At 70.4% G+C, this 26068-nt stretch carries 26 protein-coding genes; 8 read left to right on the top strand and 18 right to left on the bottom strand.

Features of this window, described 5'->3' with window-relative positions; genetic code table 11:
• The first annotated feature begins 12 nt into the window (after positions 1-12).
• Complete coding sequence (locus tag RDV84_RS22415) at positions 13-306, top strand: hypothetical protein (RefSeq protein WP_139382004.1); 294 nt, start codon at positions 13-15, stop codon at positions 304-306.
• Between the two features lie 262 nt (positions 307-568).
• Positions 569-997: a hypothetical protein gene (locus RDV84_RS22410; protein ID WP_309151661.1), complete on the top strand. Its 429-nt coding sequence runs from the start codon at positions 569-571 to the stop codon at positions 995-997.
• Positions 998-1010: 13 nt separating this feature from the next.
• On the opposite strand, the gene RDV84_RS22405 is transcribed toward RDV84_RS22410, so the two are convergent.
• Together RDV84_RS22405 and RDV84_RS22400 are read right to left on the bottom strand one after the other, a co-directional pair.
• Positions 1011-1229, bottom strand: a complete 219-nt coding sequence (locus tag RDV84_RS22405) for a hypothetical protein (RefSeq protein WP_078998001.1) — start codon at positions 1227-1229, stop codon at positions 1011-1013.
• A gap of 90 nt (positions 1230-1319) precedes the next feature.
• Positions 1320-1538: a hypothetical protein gene (locus tag RDV84_RS22400; RefSeq protein WP_057947159.1), complete on the bottom strand. Its 219-nt coding sequence runs from the start codon at positions 1536-1538 to the stop codon at positions 1320-1322.
• 395 nt (positions 1539-1933) lie between these two features.
• On the opposite strand from RDV84_RS22400, the gene RDV84_RS22395 reads away from it, so the two are divergent.
• The 3 genes from RDV84_RS22395 (at position 1934) to RDV84_RS22385 (ending at position 3879) form a co-directional block, all read left to right on the top strand.
• Positions 1934-2437: a hypothetical protein gene (locus RDV84_RS22395; RefSeq protein ID WP_309151659.1), complete on the top strand. Its 504-nt coding sequence runs from the start codon at positions 1934-1936 to the stop codon at positions 2435-2437.
• 16 nt (positions 2438-2453) lie between these two features.
• Positions 2454-3056, top strand: coding sequence for a hypothetical protein (locus RDV84_RS22390; RefSeq protein WP_309151658.1), 603 nt, complete (start codon positions 2454-2456; stop codon positions 3054-3056).
• 250 nt (positions 3057-3306) lie between these two features.
• Positions 3307-3879, top strand: a complete 573-nt coding sequence (locus RDV84_RS22385; RefSeq protein WP_309151656.1) for a hypothetical protein — start codon at positions 3307-3309, stop codon at positions 3877-3879.
• A 248-nt stretch (positions 3880-4127) separates the two neighbouring features.
• Here RDV84_RS22385 and RDV84_RS22380 read toward each other — a convergent pair whose 3' ends face one another.
• The 6 genes from RDV84_RS22380 to RDV84_RS22355 form a co-directional block, all read right to left on the bottom strand.
• Positions 4128-6686, bottom strand: coding sequence for a sensor domain-containing protein (locus RDV84_RS22380; protein WP_309151655.1), 2559 nt, complete (start codon positions 6684-6686; stop codon positions 4128-4130).
• Positions 6683-7594: a hydroxymethylglutaryl-CoA lyase gene (locus RDV84_RS22375; RefSeq protein ID WP_078998006.1), complete on the bottom strand. Its 912-nt coding sequence runs from the start codon at positions 7592-7594 to the stop codon at positions 6683-6685. The genes RDV84_RS22380 and RDV84_RS22375 overlap by 4 nt, the downstream gene beginning before the upstream one ends.
• Positions 7591-8205: a hypothetical protein gene (locus tag RDV84_RS22370; protein WP_078998007.1), complete on the bottom strand. Its 615-nt coding sequence runs from the start codon at positions 8203-8205 to the stop codon at positions 7591-7593. Before RDV84_RS22370 ends, RDV84_RS22375 begins: the two co-directional genes overlap by 4 nt.
• Positions 8206-8522: 317 nt before the next feature.
• Positions 8523-10535, bottom strand: coding sequence for an acetyl-CoA carboxylase biotin carboxylase subunit (locus tag RDV84_RS22365; protein WP_250443187.1), 2013 nt, complete (start codon positions 10533-10535; stop codon positions 8523-8525).
• A gap of 491 nt (positions 10536-11026) precedes the next feature.
• Positions 11027-12088, bottom strand: coding sequence for an IS30 family transposase (locus tag RDV84_RS22360; protein WP_309151652.1), 1062 nt, complete (start codon positions 12086-12088; stop codon positions 11027-11029).
• An 813-nt stretch (positions 12089-12901) separates the two neighbouring features.
• Complete coding sequence (locus RDV84_RS22355) at positions 12902-13684, bottom strand: enoyl-CoA hydratase-related protein (RefSeq protein ID WP_057950058.1); 783 nt, start codon at positions 13682-13684, stop codon at positions 12902-12904.
• Positions 13685-13816: 132 nt separating this feature from the next.
• On the opposite strand from RDV84_RS22355, the gene RDV84_RS22350 reads away from it, so the two are divergent.
• Genes RDV84_RS22350 through RDV84_RS22340 form a run of 3 tightly spaced genes read left to right on the top strand, consistent with a single transcriptional unit; the run spans position 13817 to position 16213 of the window.
• A complete protein-coding gene (locus tag RDV84_RS22350) occupies positions 13817-14071 on the top strand; it encodes a FeoA family protein (RefSeq protein WP_078996976.1) in 255 nt (84 codons plus the stop codon).
• A 17-nt stretch (positions 14072-14088) separates the two neighbouring features.
• Positions 14089-15960 (top strand): ferrous iron transport protein B, encoded by a 1872-nt coding sequence (feoB, locus tag RDV84_RS22345; protein ID WP_250451049.1) that lies wholly within the window; start codon positions 14089-14091, stop codon positions 15958-15960.
• Between the two features lie 10 nt (positions 15961-15970).
• The gene (locus RDV84_RS22340) at positions 15971-16213 is read left to right on the top strand and encodes a DUF6587 family protein (protein ID WP_309151651.1); all 243 of its coding nucleotides are present in this window, start codon (positions 15971-15973) and stop codon (positions 16211-16213) included.
• On the opposite strand, the gene RDV84_RS22335 is transcribed toward RDV84_RS22340, so the two are convergent.
• The 10 genes from RDV84_RS22335 to RDV84_RS22290 all read right to left on the bottom strand — a co-directional run bounded on the left by RDV84_RS22335 (position 16210) and on the right by RDV84_RS22290 (position 25796).
• Positions 16210-16578, bottom strand: coding sequence for a hypothetical protein (locus RDV84_RS22335; protein ID WP_309151649.1), 369 nt, complete (start codon positions 16576-16578; stop codon positions 16210-16212). The genes RDV84_RS22340 and RDV84_RS22335 overlap by 4 nt on opposite strands.
• A gap of 70 nt (positions 16579-16648) precedes the next feature.
• Positions 16649-17188 (bottom strand): hypothetical protein, encoded by a 540-nt coding sequence (locus RDV84_RS22330; protein ID WP_309151648.1) that lies wholly within the window; start codon positions 17186-17188, stop codon positions 16649-16651.
• Positions 17189-17230: 42 nt separating this feature from the next.
• Positions 17231-17605 (bottom strand): hypothetical protein, encoded by a 375-nt coding sequence (locus RDV84_RS22325; protein WP_057947171.1) that lies wholly within the window; start codon positions 17603-17605, stop codon positions 17231-17233.
• Positions 17602-18216: a bactofilin family protein gene (locus RDV84_RS22320; protein WP_309151647.1), complete on the bottom strand. Its 615-nt coding sequence runs from the start codon at positions 18214-18216 to the stop codon at positions 17602-17604. Before RDV84_RS22320 ends, RDV84_RS22325 begins: the two co-directional genes overlap by 4 nt.
• A 94-nt stretch (positions 18217-18310) precedes the next feature.
• Positions 18311-18502, bottom strand: coding sequence for a hypothetical protein (locus RDV84_RS22315; protein WP_309151645.1), 192 nt, complete (start codon positions 18500-18502; stop codon positions 18311-18313).
• A gap of 38 nt (positions 18503-18540) precedes the next feature.
• Complete coding sequence (locus tag RDV84_RS22310; RefSeq protein WP_309151644.1) at positions 18541-19902, bottom strand: J domain-containing protein; 1362 nt, start codon at positions 19900-19902, stop codon at positions 18541-18543.
• A gap of 11 nt (positions 19903-19913) precedes the next feature.
• A complete protein-coding gene (locus RDV84_RS22305; RefSeq protein ID WP_309151643.1) occupies positions 19914-21440 on the bottom strand; it encodes a J domain-containing protein in 1527 nt (508 codons plus the stop codon).
• On the bottom strand, positions 21437-22459 hold the full coding sequence (locus tag RDV84_RS22300; protein WP_309151642.1) for a J domain-containing protein: 1023 nt from the start codon (positions 22457-22459) through the stop codon (positions 21437-21439). The genes RDV84_RS22305 and RDV84_RS22300 overlap by 4 nt, the downstream gene beginning before the upstream one ends.
• Positions 22456-24150, bottom strand: a complete 1695-nt coding sequence (locus RDV84_RS22295) for an Hsp70 family protein (protein WP_250443177.1) — start codon at positions 24148-24150, stop codon at positions 22456-22458. The genes RDV84_RS22300 and RDV84_RS22295 overlap by 4 nt, the downstream gene beginning before the upstream one ends.
• A gap of 35 nt (positions 24151-24185) precedes the next feature.
• Complete coding sequence (locus RDV84_RS22290; RefSeq protein ID WP_057947177.1) at positions 24186-25796, bottom strand: carboxyl transferase domain-containing protein; 1611 nt, start codon at positions 25794-25796, stop codon at positions 24186-24188.
• Positions 25797-26068: the final 272 nt, after the last annotated feature.

Below are 26068 nucleotides of genomic sequence, written 5' to 3'. Positions count from 1 at the left end.
TCGGAGCAGACCATGGAGTGGACCGGAGCAATGCCAGGGCGAATCGTCGTTGCCTTCGCCAAGGTCCTGGGGGCGATAAGCGTGTGCATGCTGGCGATCTGGGCTTGGATGGCGCTGGCGCCCGGTTGCCGTTTCGCCTTGGACGAATGGACGTGGCAAGGACGGGCGGTACCGAAGCGCGAGTTGTGTCCCGGCGAATTCGCTGTGCGGCCGGTGCAACGCGATGGGCGCGAGTGCCTGGAACTGTACGCGCTGAAGGACGGCCTGCCGGTCGGCGAGCGTTGCCCGCGTCCCGACGCGCCGTGACGCGGCCGGATGTACGCCCTGGACCCCCTCGCGTTCTGGATGGCGATGCGCGAACGTCGATGCGTGCCTGCTGAGGCGGTGCATTGAGACAAGGCAGCCGGAGTGTTTCGGACGCCATGAACATGCGGTTTAATCCAAGCCCGCGTGCGGCTTCGGCTTCCGTCGAGGCGCGCCGGCAAGGTTCGGCGCCGGCTGCGCCAGATCGTCCGGAGCGGCCGGCACGTTCCCTCTTCTTTCCGACCACCCAATCGAGCTGACCGCGATGTTCACCTTCGGCCGCGACCACGAAAAGCGCACTGCGCTGTCACGCTTCAAAGACCCCGATCAGGCCTTGCAACTGTTGGCGGTGATCGATGCGGTGCACGATCTGATCGAGGGCGTCGGCTCCCAGGAGGCGTTGCAGCAGGCTGCGTACGTCGCGTTCGCCGAGGGGCGCGGCGGGGTCTGGGAAGGCACGGAATATTGGCTGCGAAAGGCGGCCCGGGAGTATCCCGGGCTGCTGGCGTTGTGGCCGCGGTTCGCGGCCGACGCGCGCTGGCAGGTGCGTTTTCGCTGCGCCTGCGTGCTCGATTCGCTGCCGGAGGATCTGTTCCGGACACTGTCGCCGGCCCTGGCCGCGGACGCGAACCGCAAGGTCGCGAACATGGCGCAGGCGCGGATCGATCAAGTGCGCGGCGAATCGCAGCCTTAGCCTGGGCCTGAGCTCAGCGCGGCGTCGGACACGGCCGATGCCCGTCGCCGTAGCGCGCGCATTCCAGGTACCACTGGTAGCACTGCGCTTCGCTGGTGCCGGTGGATTGGCAGGAGAGGTAGTTGTTCTCGCAGCGCTTGCACACATCGGTGGCGGCGTTGGCGCCGAGCGAGGCGGCCAGGGCGAACGCGAACGTGGCCAGCGCCAGGCGGATGCGGGTATGCGGTTTCATCGAAGCCTCCTTGCGGATCGGGATTGCGGAGCCTGCGTGCGCCGGCCGTCCGCGCGGAAGCGATCCGCGCGGACGGACGGCAAGGCGGAATTACAACGGGCAGGGATGGCCCTGGCCGTCGCCGCGGCGCATGCAGCTGAAGTAGGTGGTGTAGCACTGCTGATCGGTCTTGATGTTGGCGTCCAGGCAACGCTGGAGATCGTTCTCGCAGGCCGCGCACCAATCGAATGCGGCGACGCTGCTGAACGAGAAAGACAGGCCGAAGGCGAACACGGCGAGGGCCAGACGGAACGTTCCTTGCTTCTTCATCGAAAACCTCCTGGAAAGTGGCGAGGCCGGCCGGGGCGCCAAGCTGGCGATCCGTGCGCAGCCCGCCCATCCTAGGTGCGATCGGTCGCACTTTTTGTGGGCGAGACCCCAGTTTTCCGTTGGCTGCCGGCGCGTGGGAACAGCCGGCGGCGGATGCGGGCCGAGGCCGGTGCCGCCGCGGCAAGGGTGCGTCCCTTCTGAGTCAAGCGACAGCGACGCCATAACGTCCATGACGATCATGAAGCAGTCGTTCGCCAGGCCTGCGCGTCGCGGTGCATCGCGGACGCGGAACCGCGGCGCTCGCACGCGCCGGCGCCGCGGTGGCTGCGCGGCGATCCGCTCCCGGCTACGATGGCGCCGCCGCGCGTCCGCGGCGCAACGGTTCCGAGGCTTCGATGCGATCCGACCTGCCCATGCTCGTCTGCAAGGTCAACCAGCCCGACGGGCCGGTGGCCTATGTGACCCTGACCCCGCAGCGGGACCTGTCCACGCGCGGCATCGCGCCGCAGGAGATCGTCGGCCAGATCATCGATCCCGAGCGGCCCGGCATCGAGCCGGACAACTTCGCCCGCAATCGCGTGTTCGTGGAGTTCCTGCACGGGGTGATCGCGCGCCATGCGCCGTCGCTGCCCGCGCTGCAGGCCGAAGCGCAGCGCCAGGGCGAGGGCATCGTCGCGATCGTCGACGGCCGCGCCGAAACGCCGCAGGACGCGGTACCGCCGGAGGACATCCTCGGCGCGTTCCAGGTCGCCGAAGGCCGCATCGTCGCCGACAGCTACCGGCCCAACCCAAACCATCGCATCCTCGGGGCGCGCGGGTTCTTCCAGCTCGATCCGCAGTTGCAGCGGCTTTTGCTCGAAGAGCTCGCGGCCAGCGTCGGCGAAGGCAACGGCGCATAGGCGGTCGATCGCGGCCGTGCTGCCGCGGCCGGCACGACGCTTCGCGCGCCGGCGTCGGGGCCTGCGCGCGCGCCGCGGGCTTACAATCGCTTGCGGTCGGGCCGCGGCCGGGTCGATGCCGACGGCCGCAGCGCACGAATTCAAAGGAACGATGCCCGTGAAATTCTTCGCCGTCCTCGCCGCCTGTCTGTTGCTGTCCGCCTGCGCCAACGCGCCGGCGGTGCGCGAGCGGGCCGATGCATCGCCGTGCCTGCCCGACAGCCGACAGTGCGCGATCTACGATTTCGCCATGGCCGACGAGCGCGTGCTGCGCGCCAACGGCGAGGCGGTCGCGGTCGATTGCCCGTGGAGTTCGGACGAGGCATCGCTCGAACAGCGCCGCGCGCATTGCGCGGAGTTGATCGAGGTCGCGCTGGCCGTGGTCGCCGATCGCCTGCCGGATGCGTTGCAGCGCATCCCGGTCGATCAGGTGCGCTACGAGGACGTCGGCGCATGCGTGGACGGCGTCGCCCGCGAGCGCGCGGGCGGGGATTGCTATCGCCGGCTGCGCGCGAAGGTGCCGTTGCACTGGATCGTGCCGTCGACCGGCGCGGCGGCGGCAGGATCCGGCTTGCGCTGAGGCGCGCGGTTCGGTCGAGACCGCTTCGGGGCCAAGCGGCGCCTACGGTCTGGTCGGTGTCGTTGCGGATGGCTTCGATCGGATGGATGCGCTGCGCGGCGACCCGCGCGTCGTCGTCATTCCTGCTTGCGCTGCATCGCGCGTTCCGGGGCGGGCCGGCGCGGACGCCTTGGATTCGCGGGGCATGACCGGACGCGGCGGCTGCGTTATCGTCGCCGTCATCTCCATCGCCCTTCGCCCAGGATTCCGCATGCCCCGCGCCGCATCGCCGTTGCCGACCCTCGTCCTGCTCGCATCGGCGCTGCTGGCGCCGTTCGCCGCGGCCGCCCTCGAACCGGCCGTCGCCACGCCCGCTGCCGCCGCGCCCGCCGCTGGCATCGGCGCGACCGCCCGGGCGGTGTCGGCCGGCATCGTCGCCGGCATCCGCCAGGGCGCGCAGCAGGACCGCAACGCCAAGCCCGCGCAGATCGCCTGCGCGCGCGCGCTGGCCGACGACGCGGTCGCCGCGCCGGTGCAGCAAGTGATCGAGGCCAGCCTCGACGCGCAGGATCGCGCCTACCTCGAAGCGTTCTACGCCAGCCCGCTGGGCGTGAAGTACCAAGCAGCGATGCTCAGCAACGCCGACCCCGACAAGACCTTCAGCGCCGAGGAATGGGCGCAGGCCAAGGCGGCGATGGCGTCGCCGGCCTACCAGAAACTGCGCGCGGCGACGGTGTCGTCCAATCCGCTGGCGGCGCAGAAGATCGGCGGCGTCTTGAATCCGTTGCTGGGCGAGTGCTTCAAGGACGGCGACGGCAAGGGCGGCGGGTCCGGGGGCGGTTGAGCCGGAGCGCCGCGGCTGCGGCGCGCGAGGGTATCGGATTCGCGATTGTAGGAGCGGCGCGAGCCGCGACCGCGGAACTGCGCTCGCGTCGCAGATGAGAGGTCGCGGTCGCGACTTGCGTCGCTCCTACAGTCGGTAGTGGCGGTTGCGATGTAGTTGGAGTTTCGCGGCTGCGGCGCTCGTGTCGCAGGTGGGAGGCCGCGGTCGCGACTTGCGTCGCTCCTGCAAGGACGGGGTTGCGCGAGCGGTCAATGGCGGACTTGGGCGCGGCAGTAGTCGCGCAGTTCGTCCGGCGGCAGGCCGGGGGCGAACAGGAAGCCTTGGCCGATCAGCACGCCCAGTTCGCGCAGGAAGGCGCGCTGGCGCTCGGTTTCCACGCCTTCGGCCACCAGCCCCAGGCCGAGGCTGCGGGCGATGCCGGTGACCGCCTGGCAGACCGCGACGTCGGATTGGTTGTCGGGCACGCCTTGCACGAACAACTGGCTGAGCTTGAGGCCGTGGATCGGCAGGCGGCGGATGTAGTTGAGCGCGCTGTAGCCTTCGCCGAAGTCGTCGATCGACAGGCTCACGCCGAGTTCGCGCAGGCGGGCGAAGGTGCGCACGGTGTCGGGCGCGTCTTCGATCAGCACCCGTTCGGTGAATTCCAGTTCCAGCGCGCTGCCGGGCAGGCCGTGTTCGGCCAGCGCGGCGGCGACGGTGTGGCCGAGGTCGTCGCCGAGGAACTGGCGGTAGGAGACGTTGACCGCGACGCGCTCGATCGCCAGGCCCTGGTCGCGCCACTGGCGCAACTGGCGGCAGGCCTCGTGCAGCACCCAGCCGCCGATGCCGACGATGTCGCCGGTGGTCTCGGCGTGGTCGATGAAGCGGTCCGGGCGCATCTCGCCGAGCGAGCGGTTGCGCCAGCGGATCAGCGCCTCGGCGGCGACCACGCGGCCGTCGTGCAGGTTCACCTGCGGCTGGTAGACCAGATGGAATTCGTCGTTGTGCACGGCGCGGCGCAGGTGGGTTTCCAACTGCAGCCGGTACAGCTGTTGCTCGGCCAGTTCCGGGGTGAACGCCTGCCAGCTGTTGCGGCCGCGGCGCTTGCTGTCGTACATGGCGACGTCGGCGCTCTGGATCAGCTGCTGCCCGGTGCGTCCGTCCAGCGGCGCCTGGGCGATGCCGATGCTGGCGGTGATGCTGAACTCTTCGCCGTCGACGCGGAAGCTGTCGCCGAAGATCTCCAGGATCGCGTCGGCCAGGCGCTCGGCGCGGGTGGCGTCGCCGTCGAGCGAACACACCACCAGGAACTCGTCGCCGCCGAAGCGGGCGATCTGGGCCTGGTCGCCGACCGCGTGGCGGATGCGCCGCGCGGCCGAGGCCAGCAGGCGGTCGCCGGCGGCGTGGCCGAGGATGTCGTTGACCACCTTGAAGCGGTCCAGGTCGATGTACAGCACTCCGAGCGGCGCGTGCGGGAACGCATCGAGGCGGCGTTCGAGGTCGTCGAGCACGGCGTCGCGGTTGAGCAGGCCGGTGAGCGGGTCGCTGCGCGCCTGGATGCGCAGTTGTTCTTCTTCCTGCTTGCGTTCGGTGATGTCCTGCAAGGTCCCGGTCAGGACCTGGCGGATCACGTCGCCGGCGCCGGCGTCGGCGATCGCGCGCACCCAGAAGCCGCTGCCGTCCGCGCGCAGGCCCTGAAGCTCCAGGTCCAGGCTGCGGCCGCCGGCGAGGGTGCGTTCGAGCGCATTGCGCAGGCGGTGGCGGTCCAACGGCTGCAGGCACTCGATCAACTCTTCGATCCGCGCCGGCGCGGGGTCGCGGCCGAGGATGCGTTGCGCTTCGAAGGTCAGGTAGAGCCGGTCGCGGCCCGCGTCCCATTCCCAGCCGCCGATCTGGGCCAGGGCCTGGGCGCGGTCGAACAGCGCGCTGTCGCGCTTGAGTTCGGTGATGTTGGAGAACAGCGCGAACACCTGGTCGGGGCGGTCGCCGCCGGGCGGAAACTGCGGCACGGCGGTGATCGACAGCCAGATCAGTTCGCGGCGGGTGCGGTGATACAGGCCGAGCACGCGGCTGCCGACCACCACGCCGGTGTCCAGCGCCACGCGCGAGGGGTAGTGCTCCGGCGCCAGTTCGCAGCCGTGTTCGTCGACCACCATCCACTGGCCCGAACGCAACTCGTCGGCGATGCTCTGGCCGTTGTGCAGCGACAGCAGGCTCATCGCCGCGCTGTTGGCGTAGACGATGCGCAGCGAGTGGTCCTGCACGATCAGGCCGCGGTCGATGGACTCGACCAGCTCGCGAAAGCGCAGTTCGTCCTCTTGCCGGGTGCTGAGGTCGCGCGCGACCGCGACGATGCGGCGCTCGCCGTCGTGGACGAAGCCGGCCGAATGCACCTCCACCGGGAAGCGGGTGCCGTCGCCGCGCTTGTTGGTGACTTCGATGAGGTAGCTGTCGCCGCGGTTGAGGGTTTCCCAGACCGGCGCGAGGTGGTCCTTGGGCAATTCCGGATTGAGCACGTGGATCGGCTGGCCGAGGATGTCCTCGCGCCGGCGCCGGTGCGCGTCGGTGCCGTGGCGGTTGATCTCGACCACCGTGCCTTCCTCGTCGAGCACGGTGACCAGATCGGGGATGGCGTCGAAGGCCTGCTGGATCAGCGCGGCCTCGTCGCGTTCGCGGCGCAGCGCGGCGGCGGCGCGGCGCAGGCTTTCGCCCAGGTGCGCGGGCAGCTGCGGATCGGCCAGCGCGGTTTCCAGCGCGGCGAGCGCGTCGTCCGGCGTCGCGTCGGCGGCGCCGGAGGGCGGGTCGTTCGTGGGCGGTGCGGGCTTCACGCCGCGGCCAGCGCCTTGCCGACCTTGCTGCCGGTCTCGCGGCCGAGCAGGGCGGCCAGCCAGCGGCCGGTGTCGGCCAGCGCGTCGATATCCACGCCGGTGCTCACGCCCAGGCCGTGCAGCATGTAGACCACGTCCTCGCTGGCGACGTTGCCGCTGGCGCCCTTGGCGTAGGGGCAGCCGCCGGTGCCGGACACCGCCGAATCGACCACCGCCGCGCCTTCTTCCAGGCAGGCCAGGATGTTGGCCAGGGCCTGGCCGTAGGTGTCGTGGAAATGCACGGCCAGCGCGGCCAGCGGGACTTCGGCCGCGACCGCCTTGAACATCGCCCGGGCCTTGCCCGGCGTGCCCACGCCGATGGTGTCGCCGAGCGAGATCTCGTAGCAGCCCATATCGAACAGCGCGCGCGCCACCCGCACCACGTCGCCGACCGGCACCGCGCCCTGGTAGGGGCAGCCGAGCACGGTGGACACGTAGCCGCGCACGGCCACGCCGTCGGCCTTGGCGCGCGCCATCACCGGCGCGAAGCGCGCCAGCGATTCGTCGATGGAGGCGTTGATGTTCTTGCGGTTGAACGCCTCCGAGGCGGCGGTGAACACCGCGATCTCCTCCACGCCGACCGCGCGCGCGCGTTCGTAGCCTTGTTCGTTGGGCACCAGCACGGGGTAATGCACGCCGGGCCTGCGCGCGATGCCGGCGAAGACTTCGGCGGCGTCGGCCAGCTGCGGCACCCACTTGGGGCTGACGAAGCTGGTGGCTTCGATGCTGCGCAAGCCGGTGGCCGAGAGCCGGTCGATCAGGGCGATCTTGTCGGCGGTGGCGATCTGGGCCTTTTCGTTCTGCAGGCCGTCGCGCGGTCCGACTTCGACGATGCGCACGGACGCGGGCGGGGTGGCGGGCTGGTTCATGGAGAATCCTGGCGGGCGGCCTTGGCGCGTTCGAACACCATGGCCTGTCTGTCGGTGTCGTACAAGAGATTCAGGCGTTGCGCGAGGGTATCGCGCAACTGCTCTGGGGTGCCCTGGATCAGGGCGAACTGTTCCTTGAGCCGGCGTCCGTCGAGCTCGCCGCGGGCGATGGCGTCGAGCGCGCGCTTGGAGTCGGGCAGCCAAGCCTGCAGGCGCCCGTCGGGGCCCAGGCGGTAGAGCACCAGGAACACTGCGTCCTTGGGCAGGCCCTCGGTCAGCGCGCCGGGGTCGGCGCCCATCGCGAGCTGGGCCTGCACGGGCGTGAGCGCGAGGTAGCGGTCCTGGCCGATGACGAAGCCGGTCAGGTCCAGCGCGACCGGTTTGTCGCTCATGCCGGGCCAGTCGTCGGTGTGGCAGCGCGCGTCGACGTGCGCGGTCTTCTTCAGGCCGTTGCCGGCCTTGACGGTCCAGGCGCCGGCCAGGTCCGGGTCGCAGCGCAGTTCGGCCACCGGCGCTCGCTCGAAGGCGACGCAGGCGGACAGGCCGGCTAGCAGCGCGGCCAGGGCCAGGCGCCGGGCGGTGCGGGACAGGGGGGCGGTCGGCAGGTTCATGGCGGCTTTGCGCAGGGAAAAAGCATCCAACGGGACAAACGTGAAATGGCGGCGCCGGCCGGCCGCGCAAGCGCGAAATGGCCCGGTTGCGGCGACACAGCGTTGCGGCGGGCCGGTTCGGCGCCGACCCGACGCCGACGATTGCGCGGCCCGCGATTCCCCGGGCCGGCGGACGCCGCGCCCGGCCGCCGCGCCCGGCCGCCGCCCGGCCGCCGCCCGGCCGCCGCCCAGCCGAGGCCGGGCCAGCGATCATGACGCATCCCGCGGCCGCGGCATCGATCCTGCCCCGCTGCGCCGGCGACGGCATCGGCCGTGGCTCAGGCGCTTTCCAGCGTCGCCAGCACCGCGTCGGCTTCGACGAAGTCGCCGGCGGCGGCGCGGATCTCGGCGATGGTGCCGGCGCGCGGGGCCTTGAGGCTCAGCTCCATCTTCATCGCTTCGATCACCATCACCTCCTGGCCGGCCTCGACCGCGTCGCCCGGCGCGGCCTTGACCACCACCACCCGGCCCGGCATCGGCGCGTTGACGCTGTTGCCCGAACCGGCGGCGGCGCTGCTTTCGTGGCGGTACACCGGCACCGCGTCCAGGCGCAGGCGGCGCTCGCCGTCGTGCACGACCACGCGCGCGCCGTCGCCGAGCGCGCGCAGGCGGCGCGCTCGGCCGTCGATGCGCAGGCTCAGCTCGTCGCCGGCCAGGCGCGCGCCGCGCACTTCGACCGTGGCGGCGGCGATGCCGTCGATGCGGTAGTCGCCGGCGCTGCCCTGCGCCGACAGCTCCAGGCGCTGGTCGCGGCGCAGGAACGCCAGGCTGCGGCGGCCGCCGTGGCCCAGGCGCCAGCCGTCGGCGACGGCCCACGGCGAGGTCGGATCGTTCGACGCGGCGGCGTCGGCGCGCGTGCGGCGCTCCTGCGCCAGCAGCTCGGCGACCGCGGCGCCGGCGAGCAGGTCGGCGTCGCCGGCTTCGTCGGCCTGCGCGGCGGGCATGAACTCGTCGAGGTGGCGGTCGAGGTAGCCGGTGTCGATGGTGCCCTCGACCACCGCCGGATGCCGCGCCAACCGTTCCAGGAATTCGATGTTCGACTTCGGGCCGGCGATCTCGCTGTCGGCCAGCGCCGCGCGCAGCCGCGCCAACGCGCGCGGTCGGTCGGCGTCGGAGACGATCAGCTTGGCGATCATCGGGTCGTAGAAGATCGTCACCGTGTCGCCTTCGATCACGCCCGAATCCAGGCGCACGTGGGCGTCGGCGGCCGGCAGGCGCAGGCGTTCGAGCCTGCCCGAGCCGGGCAGGAAGCCGGCCTCCGGGTCTTCGGCGTACAGGCGCACTTCGATCGCGTGGCCGCGCTGGACGATGGCGTCCTGCGCCAGCGGCAGCGGTTCGCCCGCGGCCACGCGCAGCTGCCATTCGACCAGGTCCAGACCGGTGACGAGTTCGGTCACCGGGTGCTCGACCTGCAGGCGGGTGTTGATTTCCATGAAGTAGAAACCGCCGTCCTGGCCGACGATGAACTCGACCGTGCCGGCGTTGACGTAGTCGATGGCGTGGCCGGCCTGGACCGCGGCGGCGCCCATTTGCGCGCGCAACTCGGGGGTCAGAAACGGCGAGGGCGACTCTTCCAGCACCTTCTGGTAACGGCGCTGGGCCGAGCATTCGCGCTCGTTGAGGTGGATCACCTGGCCGTCGTTGTCGCCGAAGATCTGGATCTCGATGTGGCGCGGGCGCTCGACGTAGCGCTCCAGCAGCACCCGGTCGCGGCCGAAGGCGTTGCGCGCCTCGCGCTGGCAGCTTTCCAGGTTGGCGGCGAACTCGCCGGACTCGCGCACGATGCGCATGCCCTTGCCGCCGCCGCCGTGGGCGGCCTTGATCATCAGCGGATAGCCGATAGCGTCGGCCTCGCGCTGGAGCAGGGCGGGGTCCTGGTCCTCGCCGGTGTAGCCCGGCACCACCGGCACGCCGGCGGCCTGCATCAGTTCCTTGGCGCCGGCCTTGCTGCCCATCTTGCGCATCGACGCGGCCTTGGGGCCGATGAAGGCGATCCCGGCGGCCTCGACCGCGTCGGCGAAGTCGGCGTTCTCGCTGAGGAAGCCGTAGCCGGGGTGGATCGCCTGCGCGCCGCAGCGGCGGGCGACTTCGATGATCGCGTCGCCGCGCAGATAGCTCTCGGCCGGGCGCGGGCCGCCGATGGGATAGGCCTCGTCGGCCTGGCGCACGTGCTGGGCGTCGGCGTCGGCCTCGGAATAGACCGCGACGGTGCGGATGCCGAGCGTGCGGCAGGTGCGGATCACCCGGCAGGCGATTTCGCCGCGGTTGGCGATCAGGATCTTCTCGAACATGGGCACTTCGCAGGTCGGTGGCGCGGACGCGCGTGGAAGGGAAGGCGGACGGCCGCGGCGGCGGACCGGCGCGATGGGGGGATTTTGGCCGAAGGCGGGCCGGCTGTCGCGTCGGGGCTGCGATGGGCGGGGAGGTTTGCGCGACAGGATGCCCGGTTATGTGGTTCGGGCGTGTGTCGTGGGCGCCATACGGGACGGTGCTGAAGCGTCGGGGGAGGCTGTAGTTGGGGCGGTGTTTGAGCGTTGCTGGTGGTTTGCCGTTGAAGGTGCCAGTGCCGCTACCGGTACTGTTGCCGTTGCTGTTATTGCCGTTGCCGTTCGCTTTGACGTACCTCCACGTGAAGCCCATGCCGTGCAGACCCGGAGGGCGCGCGCATGGATGCGCGCGTGCGCCGTAGGGGCATGGATGCCCCTTACGGCGCATCCCCGCGCCGGGTGCTGGACCTAGTGGCTTGTGACCTTAAACAAGCGTTTTTCTTTGGCTGGCGGAGTCAATGTCCAAGTGCATCACCCTGCGCCCGCGGGTTTTTGAGTTCCTCATAGAGCACCTCGACGGGCGAGCGCCTGCCCAGGCTACGACGGGGGCGGTTGTTCATTTCCCACGCCACCTCTTTGAGGCGCTGCGCAGAATGCACCGACAGATCGGTGCCCTTGGGAAAGTATTGCCGCAACAAGCCGTTGGTGTTTTCGCAGGTTCCGCGTTGCCACGGGCTATGGGGGTCGGCGAAGTAGATCGCTAAACCAGTGCGTTCGCTCAACTGCCGATGCGATGCCATTTCCTTGCCCTGGTCGTAGGTCAAGGTCTTCTTCAAACTTTCCGGCACACCTTCGAACGCCGAGCTGAAGGCCTCCAGCACCGTGTGCGCGGTCGCGTCGGCGAGCTTGACCAGCTTGACGTACAAGGTGCGGCGGCAGACCAATACCCCAATCGCCGAGCGATTGTGCGCGCCCACGATCAGGTCGCCCTCCCAATGCCCCGGCATCAGGCGCTCATGCGCGGCCGGCGGCCGCAGGCGGATGTTGGGTAGATCCGGCAGATGGCCGCGGGCGTCGATTCCCTGGCGCGTGCGGCGGCCGGACTTGCGCCCCTGCCGCAGCAGACGGGTCACCTGGCGGCGCAATTCGCCGCGCGGCATCGCATAAATCGCGGTATAGATCGTTTCGTGCGACACGCGCAGCCAGGGCCGGTCCGGGTACAGATCCCGCAGTTTGTCGGCAATCTGTTGCGGCGACCAGCACCGTTCCAGCCAATAGCGCACGCGTCGCCACAGCACGGTGTCGCGTCGCAGCTTGCGGCGCACCCGCGCCCGCCGACGCAGCCGTTGGGCCCGCCGGCCCGCCCGGGTCGCATCGTAGCCAGGGTCGAAACGGGGGCGTCCGCGCAGCGGCGGCCCCGAATGGGACCGAAACCCATTACGGCGCAACTCGCGAGCGATGGTGCTTTGCGCCCGACCCAACGTCTGGGCGATTTGCCGTCCGCTCGCCCCTTGGGCGATCAAGACCATGATGGCTCCGCGCTCTTCTGCGCTCAGATGTGAATACTGCTGGCCCATTCACAGTGCCTCACTGAGGTGATGCACTTGAGGTTAGAGACCAGCGCTACTTTCTTTTGTCGCGCTGACAAAAGAAAGTAGCTCGGCCGCTTGCGGACGAAAGCTTTTGATGGTGGCTTGTCGTCGCGCGACACATCGATAACGGCGAAAGAAACAGCAACGTCAACATGGGTTCCGGCTTTCGCCGGAATGACGGACGTGGGGTTGCGTATCCGACTGTAGGAGCGGCGCGAGCCGCGACCGCGGCAACGCAACCAAGGCGAAACTTTCACTGTGTTTGCGATGGCGCGGTCGCGGCTTGCGCCGCTCCTACAGGGGGGCGTGCCGCGATGGCGTTCGTCTTTGCGTGTGCGTCCGCGTGACGAGAAGCGACGATCAAGAGCTTCCGTCCGCAAGCGGCCGGGTCACTTTCTTTGTCTGAAGCCACAAAGAAAGTAACCAAAGAAAAGGCCTTGTTTTTTCGGATCAAGAGCCACTAGGGCTCGAAAGGGGCGCGGGGCCGCGCCATAAGGGGCATCCTGCCCCATGGCGCGCGTGCGCATCCATGCGCACGCCCTCCGGGGCTGCGGGACGACTGCATCGGGCTCGGGGGCGAGCACGAGCGAAGGCAACGGCAACAGCAACGGCAACAACGAATCAAAATGGATTCCGGCTTTCGCCGGAATGACGACAGGCGGGCTGCGGTCGCCGTGGCCGAAGCCCTGTAGGAGCTGCGCAAGCCGCGACCGCGGCAATCGGACTACGGCGAAAGCCGACACGCCGCCGAACGCCGGCAACCCACGCCCACAACAGCGAGCAACCTACTGCCGCGCCTTACTCGATCCAGCCGGGCTTGCGCTTGTCGAGAAACGCCGACAAACCTTCCTGTCCTTCCGCTGACACCCGCAACGACGCGATCAGCGCCGCGTTGTCCTGGTCCAGCCGCGCCCCGTCGCGTTCGCCGGCGACCCGTCGCACCAGCGCCTTCGCCGTCGCCGCCGCATGCGGGCCGGCCTTCAGCAACAGCGCGATCTGCTTGTCCACCGCTTCGTCCAGGCGATAGTTCGGCACCACCTGATGCAACAGGCCGATGGCCTGCGCGGTGGCCGCCTCGAAGATCTCCGCGGTGGCGAACCAGCGCCGCGCCTGGCGCGCGCCGATGGCTTCGATCACGTACGGCGAGATCACCGCCGGCAGCAGCCCCAGCTTGCTCTCGGTCAGGCCGAACTTGGCCTCCGGCGCGGCGATGGCGATGTCGCAGCAGGCCACCAGGCCGACGCCGCCGCCGAAGGCCGCGCCGTGGACGCGGGCGACGGTCGGCTTGGGCAGTTCGTTGAGGGTGCGCATCAGCCGCGCCAGTGCCAGCGAGTCCTCGCGGTTGTCCGCCTCGCTGGCCTGGGCCATGCCGCGCATCCAGTTGAGGTCGGCGCCGGCCGAGAACGAGGCGCCTTCGCCCTCGATCACTACCACCCGCACGCCCGGGTCGGCGCCGGCGGCCTCCAGGGCGCCGGTCAGGGCGGCGATCAGCACCGCGTCGAAGGCGTTGTGCAGCTCGGGGCGGTTCAGGCGCAGGCGGGCGACCGGACCGTCGCGCAGGCTCAGCAGCGGGTGGTTCATCGGCATGGGGGAAGTTTGTGAGAGTTGGCCGAATGATACCGTTCAGCTTGATCCCTCCGCCCCTGTACGGCGGTCGGTGCTAGAATGAGAACAATTCCCATTTGGGACGCCACCTTCGTAGGAAGCCGCCCCTTGAAGCTGTCCGAATTGCCGCGCCGTACCGCGGCCACGGTCGAGACCGTCGATGACCAAGCGCCCAACGACACCATCGCAAGACGCCTGCGCGAACTCGGCTTCGTCGCCGGCGAGCGGGTCGAAGTGATGGCCGCCGGCCCCGTCGCCGCCGAGCCGTTGCTGGTGCAGATCGGCTACACCCGGTTCGCCTTGCGCCGCAGCGAAGCGGCGCGGGTGCGGGTCAAGCCGCTGTCGGCGGAGGGTGCGGCATGAGCGCCGCCGCTCCCGCGATGAGCGCGCCGCGCGAGGCCGCCGATAGCGCCCGGCGCGTGGCCCTGGTTGGCAATCCCAATTGCGGCAAGACCGCGCTGTTCAACCTGCTCACCGGCAGCCGGCAGAAAGTCGCCAACTACGCCGGCGTTACCGTCGAGCGCAAGGAAGGCCGCCTGCACGCGCCGTCGGGCCGGCACTACGCGGTGCTCGATCTTCCCGGCGCCTACAGCCTCAGCGCCGCGAGCCTGGACGAAGCGGTCACCCGCGACGTGCTGCGCGGCTTCTATCCGGGCGAACCGGCGCCGGACGTGCTGCTGTGCGTGGTCGATGCGACCAACCTGCGCCTGCACCTGCGCTTCGTGCTGGAACTGCGCGAACTCGGCCGGCCGATGATCGTCGCGGTCAACATGATGGACGCGGCCAAGCGCCGCGGCATCGGCATCGACTTGGCCGCGCTGGAGAAGGAGTTGGGCGTACCGGTGGTGGCGACCGTCGCGGTCCGCCGCGACGGCGCGCGCGAACTCGTCGCCACCCTCGACCAGGTCGCCGCCGCGCCGCACGAGCCGCGCGCGCGCCTGGCCGAAGGCGCCGACCTGCACGCCGAGACCCGACGCCTGCTCGATCTCACCGTCACCATGCCCACCCGCACCGCCAAGGTCGACGACGCGCTCGACCGCTGGCTGCTGCATCCGGTGCTGGGGCTGCTGTCGCTGGCGGTGGTGATGTTCCTGATCTTCCAGGCGGTGTACGCCTGGGCCACGCCGCTGATGGACCTGATCGAGGCCGGCACCGCCTGGGTCGGCGAACAGGCCGGCGCGCTGCTGCCCGACGGGCCGCTGCGCAGCCTGCTGGTGGACGGCGTGATCGCCGGTCTCGGCGGGGTGGTGGTGTTCCTGCCGCAGATCCTGATCCTGTTCGCCTTCATCCTGGCGCTGGAGGAATCGGGCTACCTGCCGCGCGCGGCGTTCCTGCTCGACCGGATGATGGCCGGCGCCGGCCTGTCGGGCCGCTCGTTCATCCCGCTGCTGTCGAGCTTCGCCTGCGCGATTCCCGGAATCATGGCCACGCGCTCGATCCAGGACCCGCGCGACCGCCTGGCGACGATCATCGTCGCGCCGCTGATGACCTGCTCGGCGCGCCTGCCGGTGTACGCGCTGCTGATCGGCGCGTTCATTCCGCAGCAGAAGGTGTGGGGCGCGTTCAACCTGCAGGGCCTGGTGCTGTTCGGCCTGTACATGGCCGGCATCGTCAGCGCGCTGATGGTGTCGTGGGTGATGAAGAAGTGGCGCCGCGACAAGAGCGAGCACGCGCTGCTGCTGGAGTTGCCGTCCTACCGCATCCCGCATCCGCGCGACCTGCTGATCGGCCTGTGGGAACGCGCCTGGATCTTCCTGCGCCGGGTCGGCGGCATCATCCTGGCGCTGACCATCCTGCTGTGGTTCCTGCTCTCGTTCCCGGGCGCGCCGGAAGGCGCCACCCAGCCGGCGATCGACTACAGCTTCGCCGGCCGCATCGGCCACGCGCTGTCGGCGGTGTTCGCGCCGATCGGCTTCAACTGGCAGATCTGCATCGCGCTGATCCCGGGCCTGGCCGCGCGCGAAGTCGCGGTGGCGTCGCTGGCGACGGTGTACGCGCTGTCGGCGGCCGACGACGACGCGGCCGCGCAGGCGCTAACCCCGATCATCACCGACACTTGGTCGCTGGCGACCGCGCTGTCGCTGCTGGTGTGGTTCATCTACGCGCCGCAATGCATTTCCACGCTCGCCACGATCCGGCGCGAGACCGGCTCGTGGAAGCAAGTGGCGATCAGCGCGGGCTACCTGTTCGCGCTGGCCTACCTCGCCTCGCTGCTGACCTACCAGGTCGCGGTGGCGCTGGGCGCGGGCTGAGGAGGCAACGATGAGCGCCGGACTGTTCGCGCAATACGTGGCGATCGCGATCGCGGTGCTGGTCAGCGCGATCGTGGTCGCGCGCAAGCAATTCCCCGGCGCGGTCCGGCGCTTGCGCATCGCCTGCGCGCTGCCGCTGGTGCGCGAAGGTCGGTCGCCGTGGTTGCGCAGCCTGGGAAAACGCATCGCCCCGCCGGCGCGCGCGAGCGGGCCGAATTGCGGCGGCTGCGACAGCTGCGGGCCGTCGGATTAGGTTTCGCGCGGCGCGGCGGCGATGCGTTGCCGCCTCAGCCGCAGCGCGAAGGGCAGGGCGAGCAGCCAGCACACGACGAAGTACCCCGCCGCGAGCGCCGGCCAGGCCTGTTCGAACAGGTACACCGCCCACCAGTAATCGACTTGGCGCACGATCGTGTCGACCGATGCGAACGCCTGCTCCGTCCCGGGTTCGCGCAGCGGCGCCAGGCACAGGCGCAGGGCGGCGTAAACGACGGCGAGCGTCGCCGCCAGCGCCAGTGCATGCACGATCACGCCGTGGCGGCCGAACCCCAGGCGCGCGAGCGCCAGGATCAGCGGCGGCGACCACGCCGCCAGGATCAACAGATAGATCGGTTCGGGCATCCAGCGCTCCTAGCGGGCTCGGTGGGGCGGGCCCCGCGCTTGCGCATCGGAACGCGCGGGGCCGCGTCGCTCAACCCGCGCGGCTCTGCAGATAGTCCAGGGCCTCGCGCAGGTACGTGCGCGCCTCCTCCAGGTGCGCCGGCGCGCAGTCCTCGTCGAAGCGGCTGCCGCCGTCGCCGAAGCGCACATAGGCCTCGATCGCCTGCTCGTCCCAGAGAAAGTCCAAGATCACCACGAAATCGTCCGCGCCCGGCTCGTTGAACCGCGCCGCGCCGCGCAGCGGCGTCAGCAGCCGCAGCATCTCGTGGTAGTTCTCCGACGCCTGCAGCATGGCGATGCGCAGGGTGCGGCGGATCTCGTCGTACTCCACCGGCGGCGTGCCGGTCCAGGCGTCCTCGCGCCAGGCCTTGATGACCTCGGCCACGCTGGCGGCGTCCAGGTCGGCGAGGATCTCCGGCGGCACGCGGCTGCCGCCGCTCATTTCGCGGCGGTCGAACCAGGATTGCCAATCGGCGAAACCGGCCGGACGCGCCGGCGCGGAGTTCATGAACGCTTCGTACTGCTCGTGGCTGAGGGTGAAACGGGCGTACAGCGATGCGGGTTCCGACATCGTGAGGGATCCTTTCCTATGACACCGCCGCCGCGCCGCCGCTCAGCGGCGCAGCCGGCCCTTGCCGGCGGCCTTGTATCCGACCGCTTCGAACGCTTCGACCGAGAGGGTGAAGGTGCGCTCCTCCCCGGAGAACAGCGCACCCACGCCGACGACCTGGCGGGTGATCTCCTCGCCGCGGTCGTTCTTGATCGACAACACCATCGAATACTCCCACGCGCCGTCGCTGGGCGGGTGGCGGATGCTGCCTTCCACGCGCAGCGGCGAGAACCGTTTCGCCGCCAGCGCGTTGGCGTCGGAATCGAAGCGCAGGTGGTGCCGGCAGGCCGGGCACACGCTCGCCGATTCCAGGATCGTCGCCTTGCAGTGCGGACAAACGCGCGTCGCCCCGGGCATGCCCTGGCGTTGCGCGCTCATGAGTCGGCGCCGGTCTCCGCCTTGCCGCCCTTGTCGGACTTGCCGTTGTCGTTCTTGTCGCTCTTGTCGTTGCGCGCCACCGACTTGCCGCTGTCTTCCCAACCGAACTCGACCTGGCCGCGCACGCGCGCGCCGGCGGCGACGGTGACGGTGCCGGCCTTGACGTCGCCGACCACCACGCCGCTCTCCAGCAGCTCCACGCGCTGGGCCGAATCGATGTTGCCTTCCAGTTCGCCCGCGATCACCACCTTGCGCGCGCGCACGCCGCCGTTGACCTTGGCGCCGAGTTCGACGGTGAGGTCGCCGTCGACCTGCACGTCGCCCTTGAAGCGGCCGGCGATGCGGATGTGGCCGGCGCCGTGGATCTTGCCCTCGATGGTGAGGTCGGCGGCGATCAGCGATTCCTTGGCGGTCTCGCGCGCTTCGACCGGACGCTGCTGCGGCGCGGGCGCCTGCGCGGGCGCGCTGATCGGCGCCGGCGCCGGCGCGCTGGGCTGGCCGAAGCTGAATTCGTTGGCCGTGTCGGGTTCTTTCTTGAGAGCGGTTTCCGGCTGCAGCGGCGGCAGCGGAGTGTCGCGCTTGGGCGGTGCGGGCTGGTTGAAGATGGCCATGACGCGGTGGTCCTCAAAGTCGGGGGATCAGGTGATGACACGCGTGAACTTTGGAGCCTAACACGCTGATACGAAGTGCCCACTGTGATGAATCTCACCGTTTCGGCGCGGCCGCGAAGGCCTGTGCGGATTCAGTTTCGACCAATCGCGCGCGGCCTTGCGGCGCATGCGTGCGCACGTTCGCGGCGCGCGCGCGAACGCGCGCACGCACGACAGTGATTAAGAAATATTTCAGATCGATGAATGCGGTGCGCTGCGCCGTGGTCGCATCGGACGAGGCGGCCACCACCGATCGAGGCTGGCGTTCGGGCGCTGCGGAAACGCTCAGGCCGGGTCGCCGGCGCTGTGTGGATCCGGCTCGCGCGCGGCGGGCCGGATCGGCCGCGGCGGCGCCGGGCCATGGCCGAACAGGCTGTCGTAGGCCAGCCAGCCGACCTGCGCCAGCAGCACGCCGCCGGCGCAGGAGGCGGCCAGTTCCAGGTCGGTGAACCAGCACAGCGGCAACAGCACCAGCGCGGTGCGCAGCAGGTAGACCGCCCAGCGCCACGGTCCCCAGTAGCCGCGATAGGCCAGGCGCGCATGGAACAGGTATTGGCGCGGATCGATCGACGCCGGCAGTTCGCCGCAGGCCTGGCGCAACTGGCCGCCGAGGCGGGCGACGGCGCGCGACAGTTCCGATTGCAGCGTCGCCATTCTCAGCGCGCGCCACCGCGAATACGGCCGCTTGAGCTCCTCGACCACTTTCGGCGAGGGATGCCCGAACGCGCGCGCGTCTTCGTGCGTCAGCGCCCACAACGCGTTGTTGCGCAGGCGCAGCGGGTCGTTCTCGGGGTAAGCGAAGAACTCGCAGACCAGCTGCATGGCGTCGGGCGGCAGCGTCGAGGCGCCGCGGCCGGCTTCCAGCTCGCGGTACAGCAGCGCGCCGACATAGTCGCGCAGGTCCGGGTCGCGCACTTCTTCGCGATACATCAGCCAGTTGCGCAGCGACTCCGGATTGCGGTGTGCGCAGCGCTCGCGCAGTTCGGCCAGGAACGCGCCGAAATCGACGCCGCTGCGCTGGCGCAGGCGATGCAGCAGCCAATGCCCTTGGGTGTCGAGCGTGCCGAGAGCGTCGAGGTCGAAGAAGCGCACGATCGCTTCCAACTGCGCGCTGGGCAGCTGCGGCGCCTGCGCCAGCGCGCGCGGCAATTGCGGGGCGATCACGTCCTTGACGTAGAGCGAATACAGCGGCGGGAATTCGCGCAGCCAAGCTTCGTAGTCGCCCGGCGACAGGCGCAAGGCGCCGAGGATGACGGCGTTGCCGATCTGGTCGATCGACAGTTCGATGCGGTCGTCGCCGTCGCCGTCGTTGTCGTTGTCGTTGTCGTTGTGGCCGGCGAAGGTCGCGTCGTCGGCTGCGGCAGCCGACGACGCATCGACGCGGCTTTCCGCAGCGCTGGCGGGCGGCGCATCGCCGCAGTCCTCGACGCTTTCGTCCTGCTCCGACTCGGCTTCGCTCTCCTGTAGCCAGCGCTCGTACTCGGCCTGGCGCAGCATCGACAGCGCGGCCTGATATGCCTCGTGCAAGGTCTGGAAGGCCTGCGCGTCCTCGTCCGGACGGGTTCTGCGCAGCGCCCGCGCGTAGGCGCGCTTGATCGCGCGCTCGTCGGCGTCTTGCTCCACTCCCAGGCGTTGGTGCGGGGTCATGGCGGCTCGGCTCAGTGCAGCAGGTAACCGGCCACGGCCACCGCCGCCAGGATCTGGGCCAGGCGCCAGAGCTTGCCGGCGCCGGCGCGGACTTCGGCCAGCGTTACGCCGAAACGGCGGGCCAGGGCGAGGTCGTGCAGCGGCAGCACCGCCGCGGCGGCGACGACGACCAACGGCGCCGTCGCGTCGTAAGCCCGCGCGGCCGGCGGCGTTATCGCCACGGCGGCGAGCGCGGCGACAAGCAAGCAGACCATCGCCGGCACCGGCGTGGCGCGCGAACGCGCCTGCACGAAGCCGACGATGCCGGCGATCAACGCGGCCTGGAACGGCAGCCAGTACGCGCAGGCCGCGCACGCGGCGAGCAGGGCCAGCGTGTAAGCGCTGAGCGGATCCCAGCGCATGCGCTGCACCATCCAGCGCTGCATGCGGCGCAGCCCGATCCAGGCCAGCGCCGCGGCGGCCCAGCCGGCGAAGACCAGGCCGATGTTGCGCGCGGCGTTCTCCCGCGGCGCCGGATCGAAGCCCATCAGCATCGAGAGGAACCAGATCGCGGCCAGGTAGTACAGCGGAATGCGCGCGGCGGCGATGGCGATGCGGCGCGGATCCAGGCGCTCGGGATCGCAGGCGCGCAGCCAGAACCCGACCGCGCCTGGGTTCAGGCGCTGCTCCAGCCATTCCGGGCCGACCCGCTGCAAACGCAGCAACAGGCCGCGCAGGCGGCTCGGCAGCGTGGGGATCAGCGCGATCAGCGCGCGCCGCGGCCACAACGCCGGCCGTTGCAGTTCGTTGAACAGCCAGCGGTCGACCAGCCGGTCGTGGGCGTTGCGGTATTCGCCGAGGATGCGCTCGAACGCGACGCTGCGCGCGCCGCGGTCGCTGGCGACCGCCAGCCAATGGCGCAGGCGCGGATCGGGGTCGTACAGCGCGCCCAGATCGAAGTACTCGGCGATGACGTCGGTCGCCGCCGGCGCCAGCGGCGGTTCGCATTCGGCCAGCGCATGCGCCACCGGCGCGCGCAGCGCGTGCTTGAGTTGCAGCGAGTACAGCGGCTCGCAATCGCGCAGCCAGCGTTGCAGGTCGACGGTGAGGCGGCGTTGGGCGAAGTCGAACAGTTCGCTGAGGAAGGCTTGCAGGTCGAAGTAGCGTGGTTGCGGCTCGGCGGCGTGTTGCGGTTCCTCGCGCGCTGCGGGCCGCGACCCGGGCGCGGGCCGAGGCCGCGCAGCTTCGCCTGCCGGCGCGGACGCGCGCGTGGGCGCTGCGGGCGGCGAGGGCGGTGCGGACGCGACGGGGCCAGGCATCTCGCGCGCCGCTGTTTCGGTCTGCGTGTCGTCGCTGCCGCCTTCCGCGTCCTGCGCGGCGGCGAGCGCGAACGCGCGTTGGGCCGCGATGCGCAGGCACTGCTGGTAGGCCTCGTTGAGCGCCTGGAACCCGTCCGGATCGTCGTCGGGCCGGCAGCGCTTGAGTTCGCGCGCGTACGCGCGCTTGATTGCGCGCTCGTCGCTGTCGGGCGCCAGTCCGAGCCGATGGAACGGCGTCATGCCGACCCGGTTCCGGCCCAGGCGGCGATGATGCGCACGACGATCGCCAGCCCCAGCAGCAAATAGACGATGGTGCCGGCGTGGATCTCGATCGGATGCTTGCCGCGCTTGCCCGGTTTGGGATCCGGATCGAAGCGGATCTCGCGCAGGTCCACGCCGCGCCGGCGGGTTTGCGCGCGCAGTTCGACGATGCGCGCCTGCAACCCGGCCGAATGCGCGTGCACGCTGTCCAGGTCGAAGAAGCGCAGCAGCGCGTCCAGTTGCGGCAGGTACAGCGGCGGCCGCGCGCTCAAGTGCGCGATCACGGCGGGCGCCAGCGCGTGCTTGCGCTCGAACTGGTAAAGCGCCGGGTGCTTGATGAGCCAGCGTTCGAGTTCGGCGACGGAGTCGGTTTCGGCGTGGCGATAAAGTTCGTCGAGGAAGCGCTTGGTATCGAATCCGGCCGCGGCCGCCGCCGCCGTTTGCGCCGCGCCACCGGCGGGCGCGCGTGGAGTCTTCGCTGCGGCCGGCGCGGGCGGCGGTGTCGGGACCGGCGCTGCGGGCGCGCCCGGCGCGACCGGCGCGGGCGTACCCGCGGGCGCGGCCGGTGCCTGCGGGTGCGTCGGTTCCGGCGCCGGCGGTGCCGCGGCCGACAACGGCGTCTTCGGTGCGGCCGGCGCGAACGGCGCCGACGCGGCCGGCGGTTGCGGCGCCGTCGGACCGTCGCGGGGCGCGGGCGGAACCGGCGGCGGCCGAGGCGCCGGCGGCATGCGCGGCTCCGGCGGCGTTCGCGGCTCCGGCGCGGCCACGCCGTCGGGTTCGTCTTCGTGTTGGCACCCGGCGGGATCCGTCGCAGCCGCGACCTCGGCCGCCGCGCGCCGCCGCACCGATTCCAGGCATTGCCGATACGCCTCGTTCAAACGCTGGAACCCGGCCGGATCGTCGTCGGGCCGGTTCGTGCGCAGCAGCTTGGCGTAGGCGCGCTTGATCTGCGCCTCGTCCGCGTCGGCGGACAGGCCGAGCGCGGCGAACGGGTTCATGCGCCGTTGGCCTGCGCTTCGACCGCGTCGAGGAAGTGGGCGAAATCGCGGCGGTGCTCGGCGATCAGCGCGTCGTCCTGCAGATCCAGCACGTTGCGGAAGCGCACCAGCGCGAGCTGCACCTGTTCGCGCGCCCACAGCAATTCTTCGTACAGGCGCTCGGCGCGCGCGACCAGCGCCACGTTCTCCTGGTGCTCGCGCGGATGCACCTTCAGCGCGGCCAGCGCCTGCAAGCGCTCGCGGATCTGTTCCGGGCTCAGCACGCCGGGGTTCTTCTCCAGCACCACCTCGCGCTTGAGGCCGCTGGCGACCGCTTCGGCCTCGACCTGCAACAGCCCGTTGATGTCGTAGGTGAAGCGCACATCGATCGGATTGTCCTGGCGCGCCTTGGCCGGCAGCTCGATGGTGATCGCGCCGAGCCGCACGTTGTTCTCCACCCGCGGGCTTTCGCCCTGGTAGATCTCCAGCTCGACCTTGCGCTGCTGGTCGTGCACCGGGAAATAGCGCTCGACCCGGCTCACCGGCACGGTGCTGTTGCGGTGGATGATCGGCGAGAACAGGCCGTTGACGTAGCGCCCGTCGACTTCCTGGCCGGTGCTCACGCCGAGGCTGTGCGGGCACACGTCGGTCAGCACCACTTCTTCCAGCGCCTGGTTGCGCGCCTTCATCCCGGCCGCGACGCAGGCGCCGTGGGCGATGGCCTCGTCCGGGTTGAGGTGGCGCAGCGGCAGCCGGCCGAACATCCGCGAGACCAACTTGGCGCACAGCGGCATGCGCGAGGCGCCGCCGACCAGGACGATCTGGTCGAGCTGGCCCGGGGTCAGCTTGGCGTCGCGCATCGCCCGTTCCAGCGGCGCGCGCAGGCGCTGCACCAGCGGTTCGCACAGGCGGGCGAAGCCGTCCTCGTCGAGACGCCAGCTGCGCGCCTGGCCGGACAGGGTGAGTTCGAGCGTCGCTTCGCCGCCGCTGGCGAGTTGCTGCTTGAACGCCTCGATGCGCCGTTCCAGCACCGCCAGCTCGCCCAGCGGCAGCGCGCTGGCCGACAGGCCGTGTTCGCGCAGGAAGCCGTCGAGCAGCGCGCGCGAGAAATCCTCGCCGCCGAGGAAGTTGTCGCCGGCGCTGGCGTGCACTTCCATGATCCCGTCGAACAGCTCCAGGATCGACACGTCGAAGGTGCCGCCGCCGAGGTCGAAGATCAGGTAGCGGCCGCCGTCGTCGCTCTGCTGCAGGCCGTAGGCCAGGGCCGCGGCGGTCGGCTCGTTGATCAGCCGCTCGACCTTGATCCCGGCCAGCTCGCCGGCGATGCGGGTGGCCTTGCGCTGGCTGTCGGAGAAATACGCCGGCACGCTGATGACCGCCTCGGCCACGCGCTCGCCGAGGTCGGCCTCGGCGTCGGCGATCAGCGACTTGAGCACCAGCGCCGACAGTTCCTCAGGACGGAACCGGTGCGAGCCCAGCGCGGTGACCCGGTCGCTGCCCATCCAGCGCTTGAACGCGGCCACGCTCTGGCGCGGGTGCGAGACCAGGCGCTCGCGCGCGGCCAGGCCGACGATGACGCGGTCGTCCTCGTCCACGCTGACCGCCGAGGGCGTCAGCAACGAGCCCAGCGCGTTGCGGATCAGGCGCGGGCCGTCGGCCGCGTACACGCCGATCAGCGAATGAGTGGTGCCCAGGTCGATGCCGACGATCATACGAACCTACAGTCCATTGCGATGGAGCGCACAGATTACATGCGGAACACGCCGAAGCGCGTGCGCTCTTCGATCGGCGCGTTGAGGCTGGCCGACAGGCCCAGGCCGAGCACGCGGCGGGTGTCGGCCGGGTCGATGATGCCGTCGTCCCAGAGCCGCGCGCTGGCGTAGTAGGGGTTGCCCTGGGTCTCGTACTGTTCGCGGATCGGCGCCTTGAAGTCGTCCTCTTCCTGCGCCGACCACGACTTGCCGGCGGCCTCGATGCCGTCGCGGCGGACCGTGGCGAGGACCGATGCGGCCTGCTCGCCGCCCATCACGCTGATGCGCGCGTTCGGCCACATCCACAGGAAGCGCGCGCCGTACGCGCGGCCGCACATGGCGTAGTTGCCGGCGCCGAAGCTGCCGCCGATGACCACGGTGAACTTGGGCACGTGCGAGCACGCCACCGCGGTGACCATCTTGGCCCCGTCCTTGGCGATGCCGGCGTTCTCGTACTTCTTGCCGACCATGAAGCCGGTGATGTTCTGCAGGAACACCAGCGGGATGCCGCGCTGGTTGCACAGCTCGATGAAGTGCGCGCCCTTGAGCGCGCTCTCGGCGAACAGGATGCCGTTGTTGGCGACGATGCCGACCGGATAACCGTGCAGGTGGGCGAAGCCGGTGACCAGGGTCTTGCCGTAGCGCGCCTTGAATTCCTGCAACTCGCTGCCGTCGGTGATGCGGGCGATGACTTCGCGGATGTCGAAGGGCTTGCGCGTGTCCTTGGGCACGATGCCGTACAGCTCGTCGGCCGCGTGCAGCGGTTCGCGCGCCGGTTGCGCCGCGACCGGCAGGACCTTCTTGCGGTTGAAGGTGGCGACGATGTCGCGCGCGATCTGCAGCGCGTGGCGGTCGTCTTGCGCGAAGTGGTCGGCCACGCCGGAGACGGAGGTGTGCACGTCGGCGCCGCCGAGCGCTTCGGCGTCGACGACTTCGCCGGTGGCGGCTTTCACCAGCGGCGGGCCGCCGAGGAAGATCGTGCCCTGTTCCTTGACGATCACCGACTCGTCGCACATGGCCGGGACGTAAGCGCCGCCAGCGGTGCAGCTGCCCATCACCACGGCCACCTGCGGGATGTTCTCCGCGCTCAGCCGGGCCTGGTTGTAGAAGATGCGGCCGAAGTGTTCCTTGTCCGGGAACACCTCGTCCTGCAGCGGCAGGAACGCGCCGCCGGAGTCGACCAGATAGACGCAAGGCAGGCGGTTCTCGCGCGCGATCTCCTGTGCGCGCAGGTGCTTCTTCACCGTCATCGGGAAGTAAGTGCCGCCCTTGACGGTGGCGTCGTTGGCGACGATCACCACTTCCAGCCCCTGCACCCGGCCGATGCCGGCGACCATGCCGGCGGCCGGCGCGGCGTCGTCGTACATGCCTTCGGCGGCGAGCGGCGCGATTTCCAGGAACGGCGAACCCGGGTCGAGCAGGGCGGCGATGCGGTCGCGCACGAGCAGCTTGCCGCGTTCGGTGTGCTTGGCCCGGGCCTTGTCGCCGCCGCCGTGGGCGGCGCGCGCCAGGCGCGCATCGAGTTCCTCGACCAGCGCGCGGTGGTAGGCGACGTTGTCGCGGAAGTCCTGCGAGCGCGGGTCGAGCTGGGAAGTGATCGCGGGCATTGCGGGAACGGCCGGAAGCGGGAGACGCGGCATCAAAGCACAAAGCGCCTGCGGCGGCCAATGGCTTACGGCGGAGGCGGCGCCTGCGAACGCGGGCGTATGCGCACGGAATGCGACATGCGCGCCCGGTTTTGGTGGGCGCGGTGCGCCGGTCGGCGGGCTGGCTTCGGCGGAAACGGCCGTGCTACTGCGAGGGGAGGCTGTTTGCGCGGGAGAGGCGTGCTTCTGTGAGGCTGCCGTTGTGAGGCGGCTTGTGTGGGAGGCGCCTGTTT

Origin of the sequence: Lysobacter yananisis, from assembly GCF_031199375.1 — a bacterium.
Taxonomy (GTDB): domain Bacteria; phylum Pseudomonadota; class Gammaproteobacteria; order Xanthomonadales; family Xanthomonadaceae; genus Lysobacter; species Lysobacter yananisis.
The sequence above is the reverse complement of the archived record's forward strand: the minus strand, read 5'-3'. Positions and strand labels throughout refer to the sequence as shown.

What these genes read in the sequence shown, in the direction of transcription:
- RDV84_RS22310 (WP_309151644.1), bottom strand. Translation starts at nt 19,902, where the DNA reads ATGACCCCGCACCAACGCCTGGGAGTGGAGCAAGACGCCGACGAGCGC.
- RDV84_RS22325 (WP_057947171.1), bottom strand. Translation starts at nt 17,605, where the DNA reads ATGAGCGCGCAACGCCAGGGCATGCCCGGGGCGACGCGCGTTTGTCCG.
- feoB (WP_250451049.1), top strand. Translation starts at nt 14,089, where the DNA reads ATGAGCGCGCCGCGCGAGGCCGCCGATAGCGCCCGGCGCGTGGCCCTG.
- RDV84_RS22365 (WP_250443187.1), bottom strand. Translation starts at nt 10,535, where the DNA reads ATGTTCGAGAAGATCCTGATCGCCAACCGCGGCGAAATCGCCTGCCGG.
- RDV84_RS22355 (WP_057950058.1), bottom strand. Translation starts at nt 13,684, where the DNA reads ATGAACCACCCGCTGCTGAGCCTGCGCGACGGTCCGGTCGCCCGCCTG.
- RDV84_RS22405 (WP_078998001.1), bottom strand. Translation starts at nt 1,229, where the DNA reads ATGAAACCGCATACCCGCATCCGCCTGGCGCTGGCCACGTTCGCGTTC.
- RDV84_RS22370 (WP_078998007.1), bottom strand. Translation starts at nt 8,205, where the DNA reads ATGAACCTGCCGACCGCCCCCCTGTCCCGCACCGCCCGGCGCCTGGCC.
- RDV84_RS22305 (WP_309151643.1), bottom strand. Translation starts at nt 21,440, where the DNA reads ATGACGCCGTTCCATCGGCTCGGACTGGCGCCCGACAGCGACGAGCGC.
- RDV84_RS22335 (WP_309151649.1), bottom strand. Translation starts at nt 16,578, where the DNA reads ATGCCCGAACCGATCTATCTGTTGATCCTGGCGGCGTGGTCGCCGCCG.
- RDV84_RS22340 (WP_309151651.1), top strand. Translation starts at nt 15,971, where the DNA reads ATGAGCGCCGGACTGTTCGCGCAATACGTGGCGATCGCGATCGCGGTG.
- RDV84_RS22295 (WP_250443177.1), bottom strand. Translation starts at nt 24,150, where the DNA reads ATGATCGTCGGCATCGACCTGGGCACCACTCATTCGCTGATCGGCGTG.
- RDV84_RS22300 (WP_309151642.1), bottom strand. Translation starts at nt 22,459, where the DNA reads ATGAACCCGTTCGCCGCGCTCGGCCTGTCCGCCGACGCGGACGAGGCG.
- RDV84_RS22360 (WP_309151652.1), bottom strand. Translation starts at nt 12,088, where the DNA reads ATGGGCCAGCAGTATTCACATCTGAGCGCAGAAGAGCGCGGAGCCATC.
- RDV84_RS22320 (WP_309151647.1), bottom strand. Translation starts at nt 18,216, where the DNA reads ATGGCCATCTTCAACCAGCCCGCACCGCCCAAGCGCGACACTCCGCTG.
- RDV84_RS22410 (WP_309151661.1), top strand. Translation starts at nt 569, where the DNA reads ATGTTCACCTTCGGCCGCGACCACGAAAAGCGCACTGCGCTGTCACGC.
- RDV84_RS22330 (WP_309151648.1), bottom strand. Translation starts at nt 17,188, where the DNA reads ATGTCGGAACCCGCATCGCTGTACGCCCGTTTCACCCTCAGCCACGAG.
- RDV84_RS22395 (WP_309151659.1), top strand. Translation starts at nt 1,934, where the DNA reads ATGCGATCCGACCTGCCCATGCTCGTCTGCAAGGTCAACCAGCCCGAC.
- RDV84_RS22415 (WP_139382004.1), top strand. Translation starts at nt 13, where the DNA reads ATGGAGTGGACCGGAGCAATGCCAGGGCGAATCGTCGTTGCCTTCGCC.
- RDV84_RS22385 (WP_309151656.1), top strand. Translation starts at nt 3,307, where the DNA reads ATGCCCCGCGCCGCATCGCCGTTGCCGACCCTCGTCCTGCTCGCATCG.
- RDV84_RS22375 (WP_078998006.1), bottom strand. Translation starts at nt 7,594, where the DNA reads ATGAACCAGCCCGCCACCCCGCCCGCGTCCGTGCGCATCGTCGAAGTC.
- RDV84_RS22290 (WP_057947177.1), bottom strand. Translation starts at nt 25,796, where the DNA reads ATGCCCGCGATCACTTCCCAGCTCGACCCGCGCTCGCAGGACTTCCGC.
- RDV84_RS22400 (WP_057947159.1), bottom strand. Translation starts at nt 1,538, where the DNA reads ATGAAGAAGCAAGGAACGTTCCGTCTGGCCCTCGCCGTGTTCGCCTTC.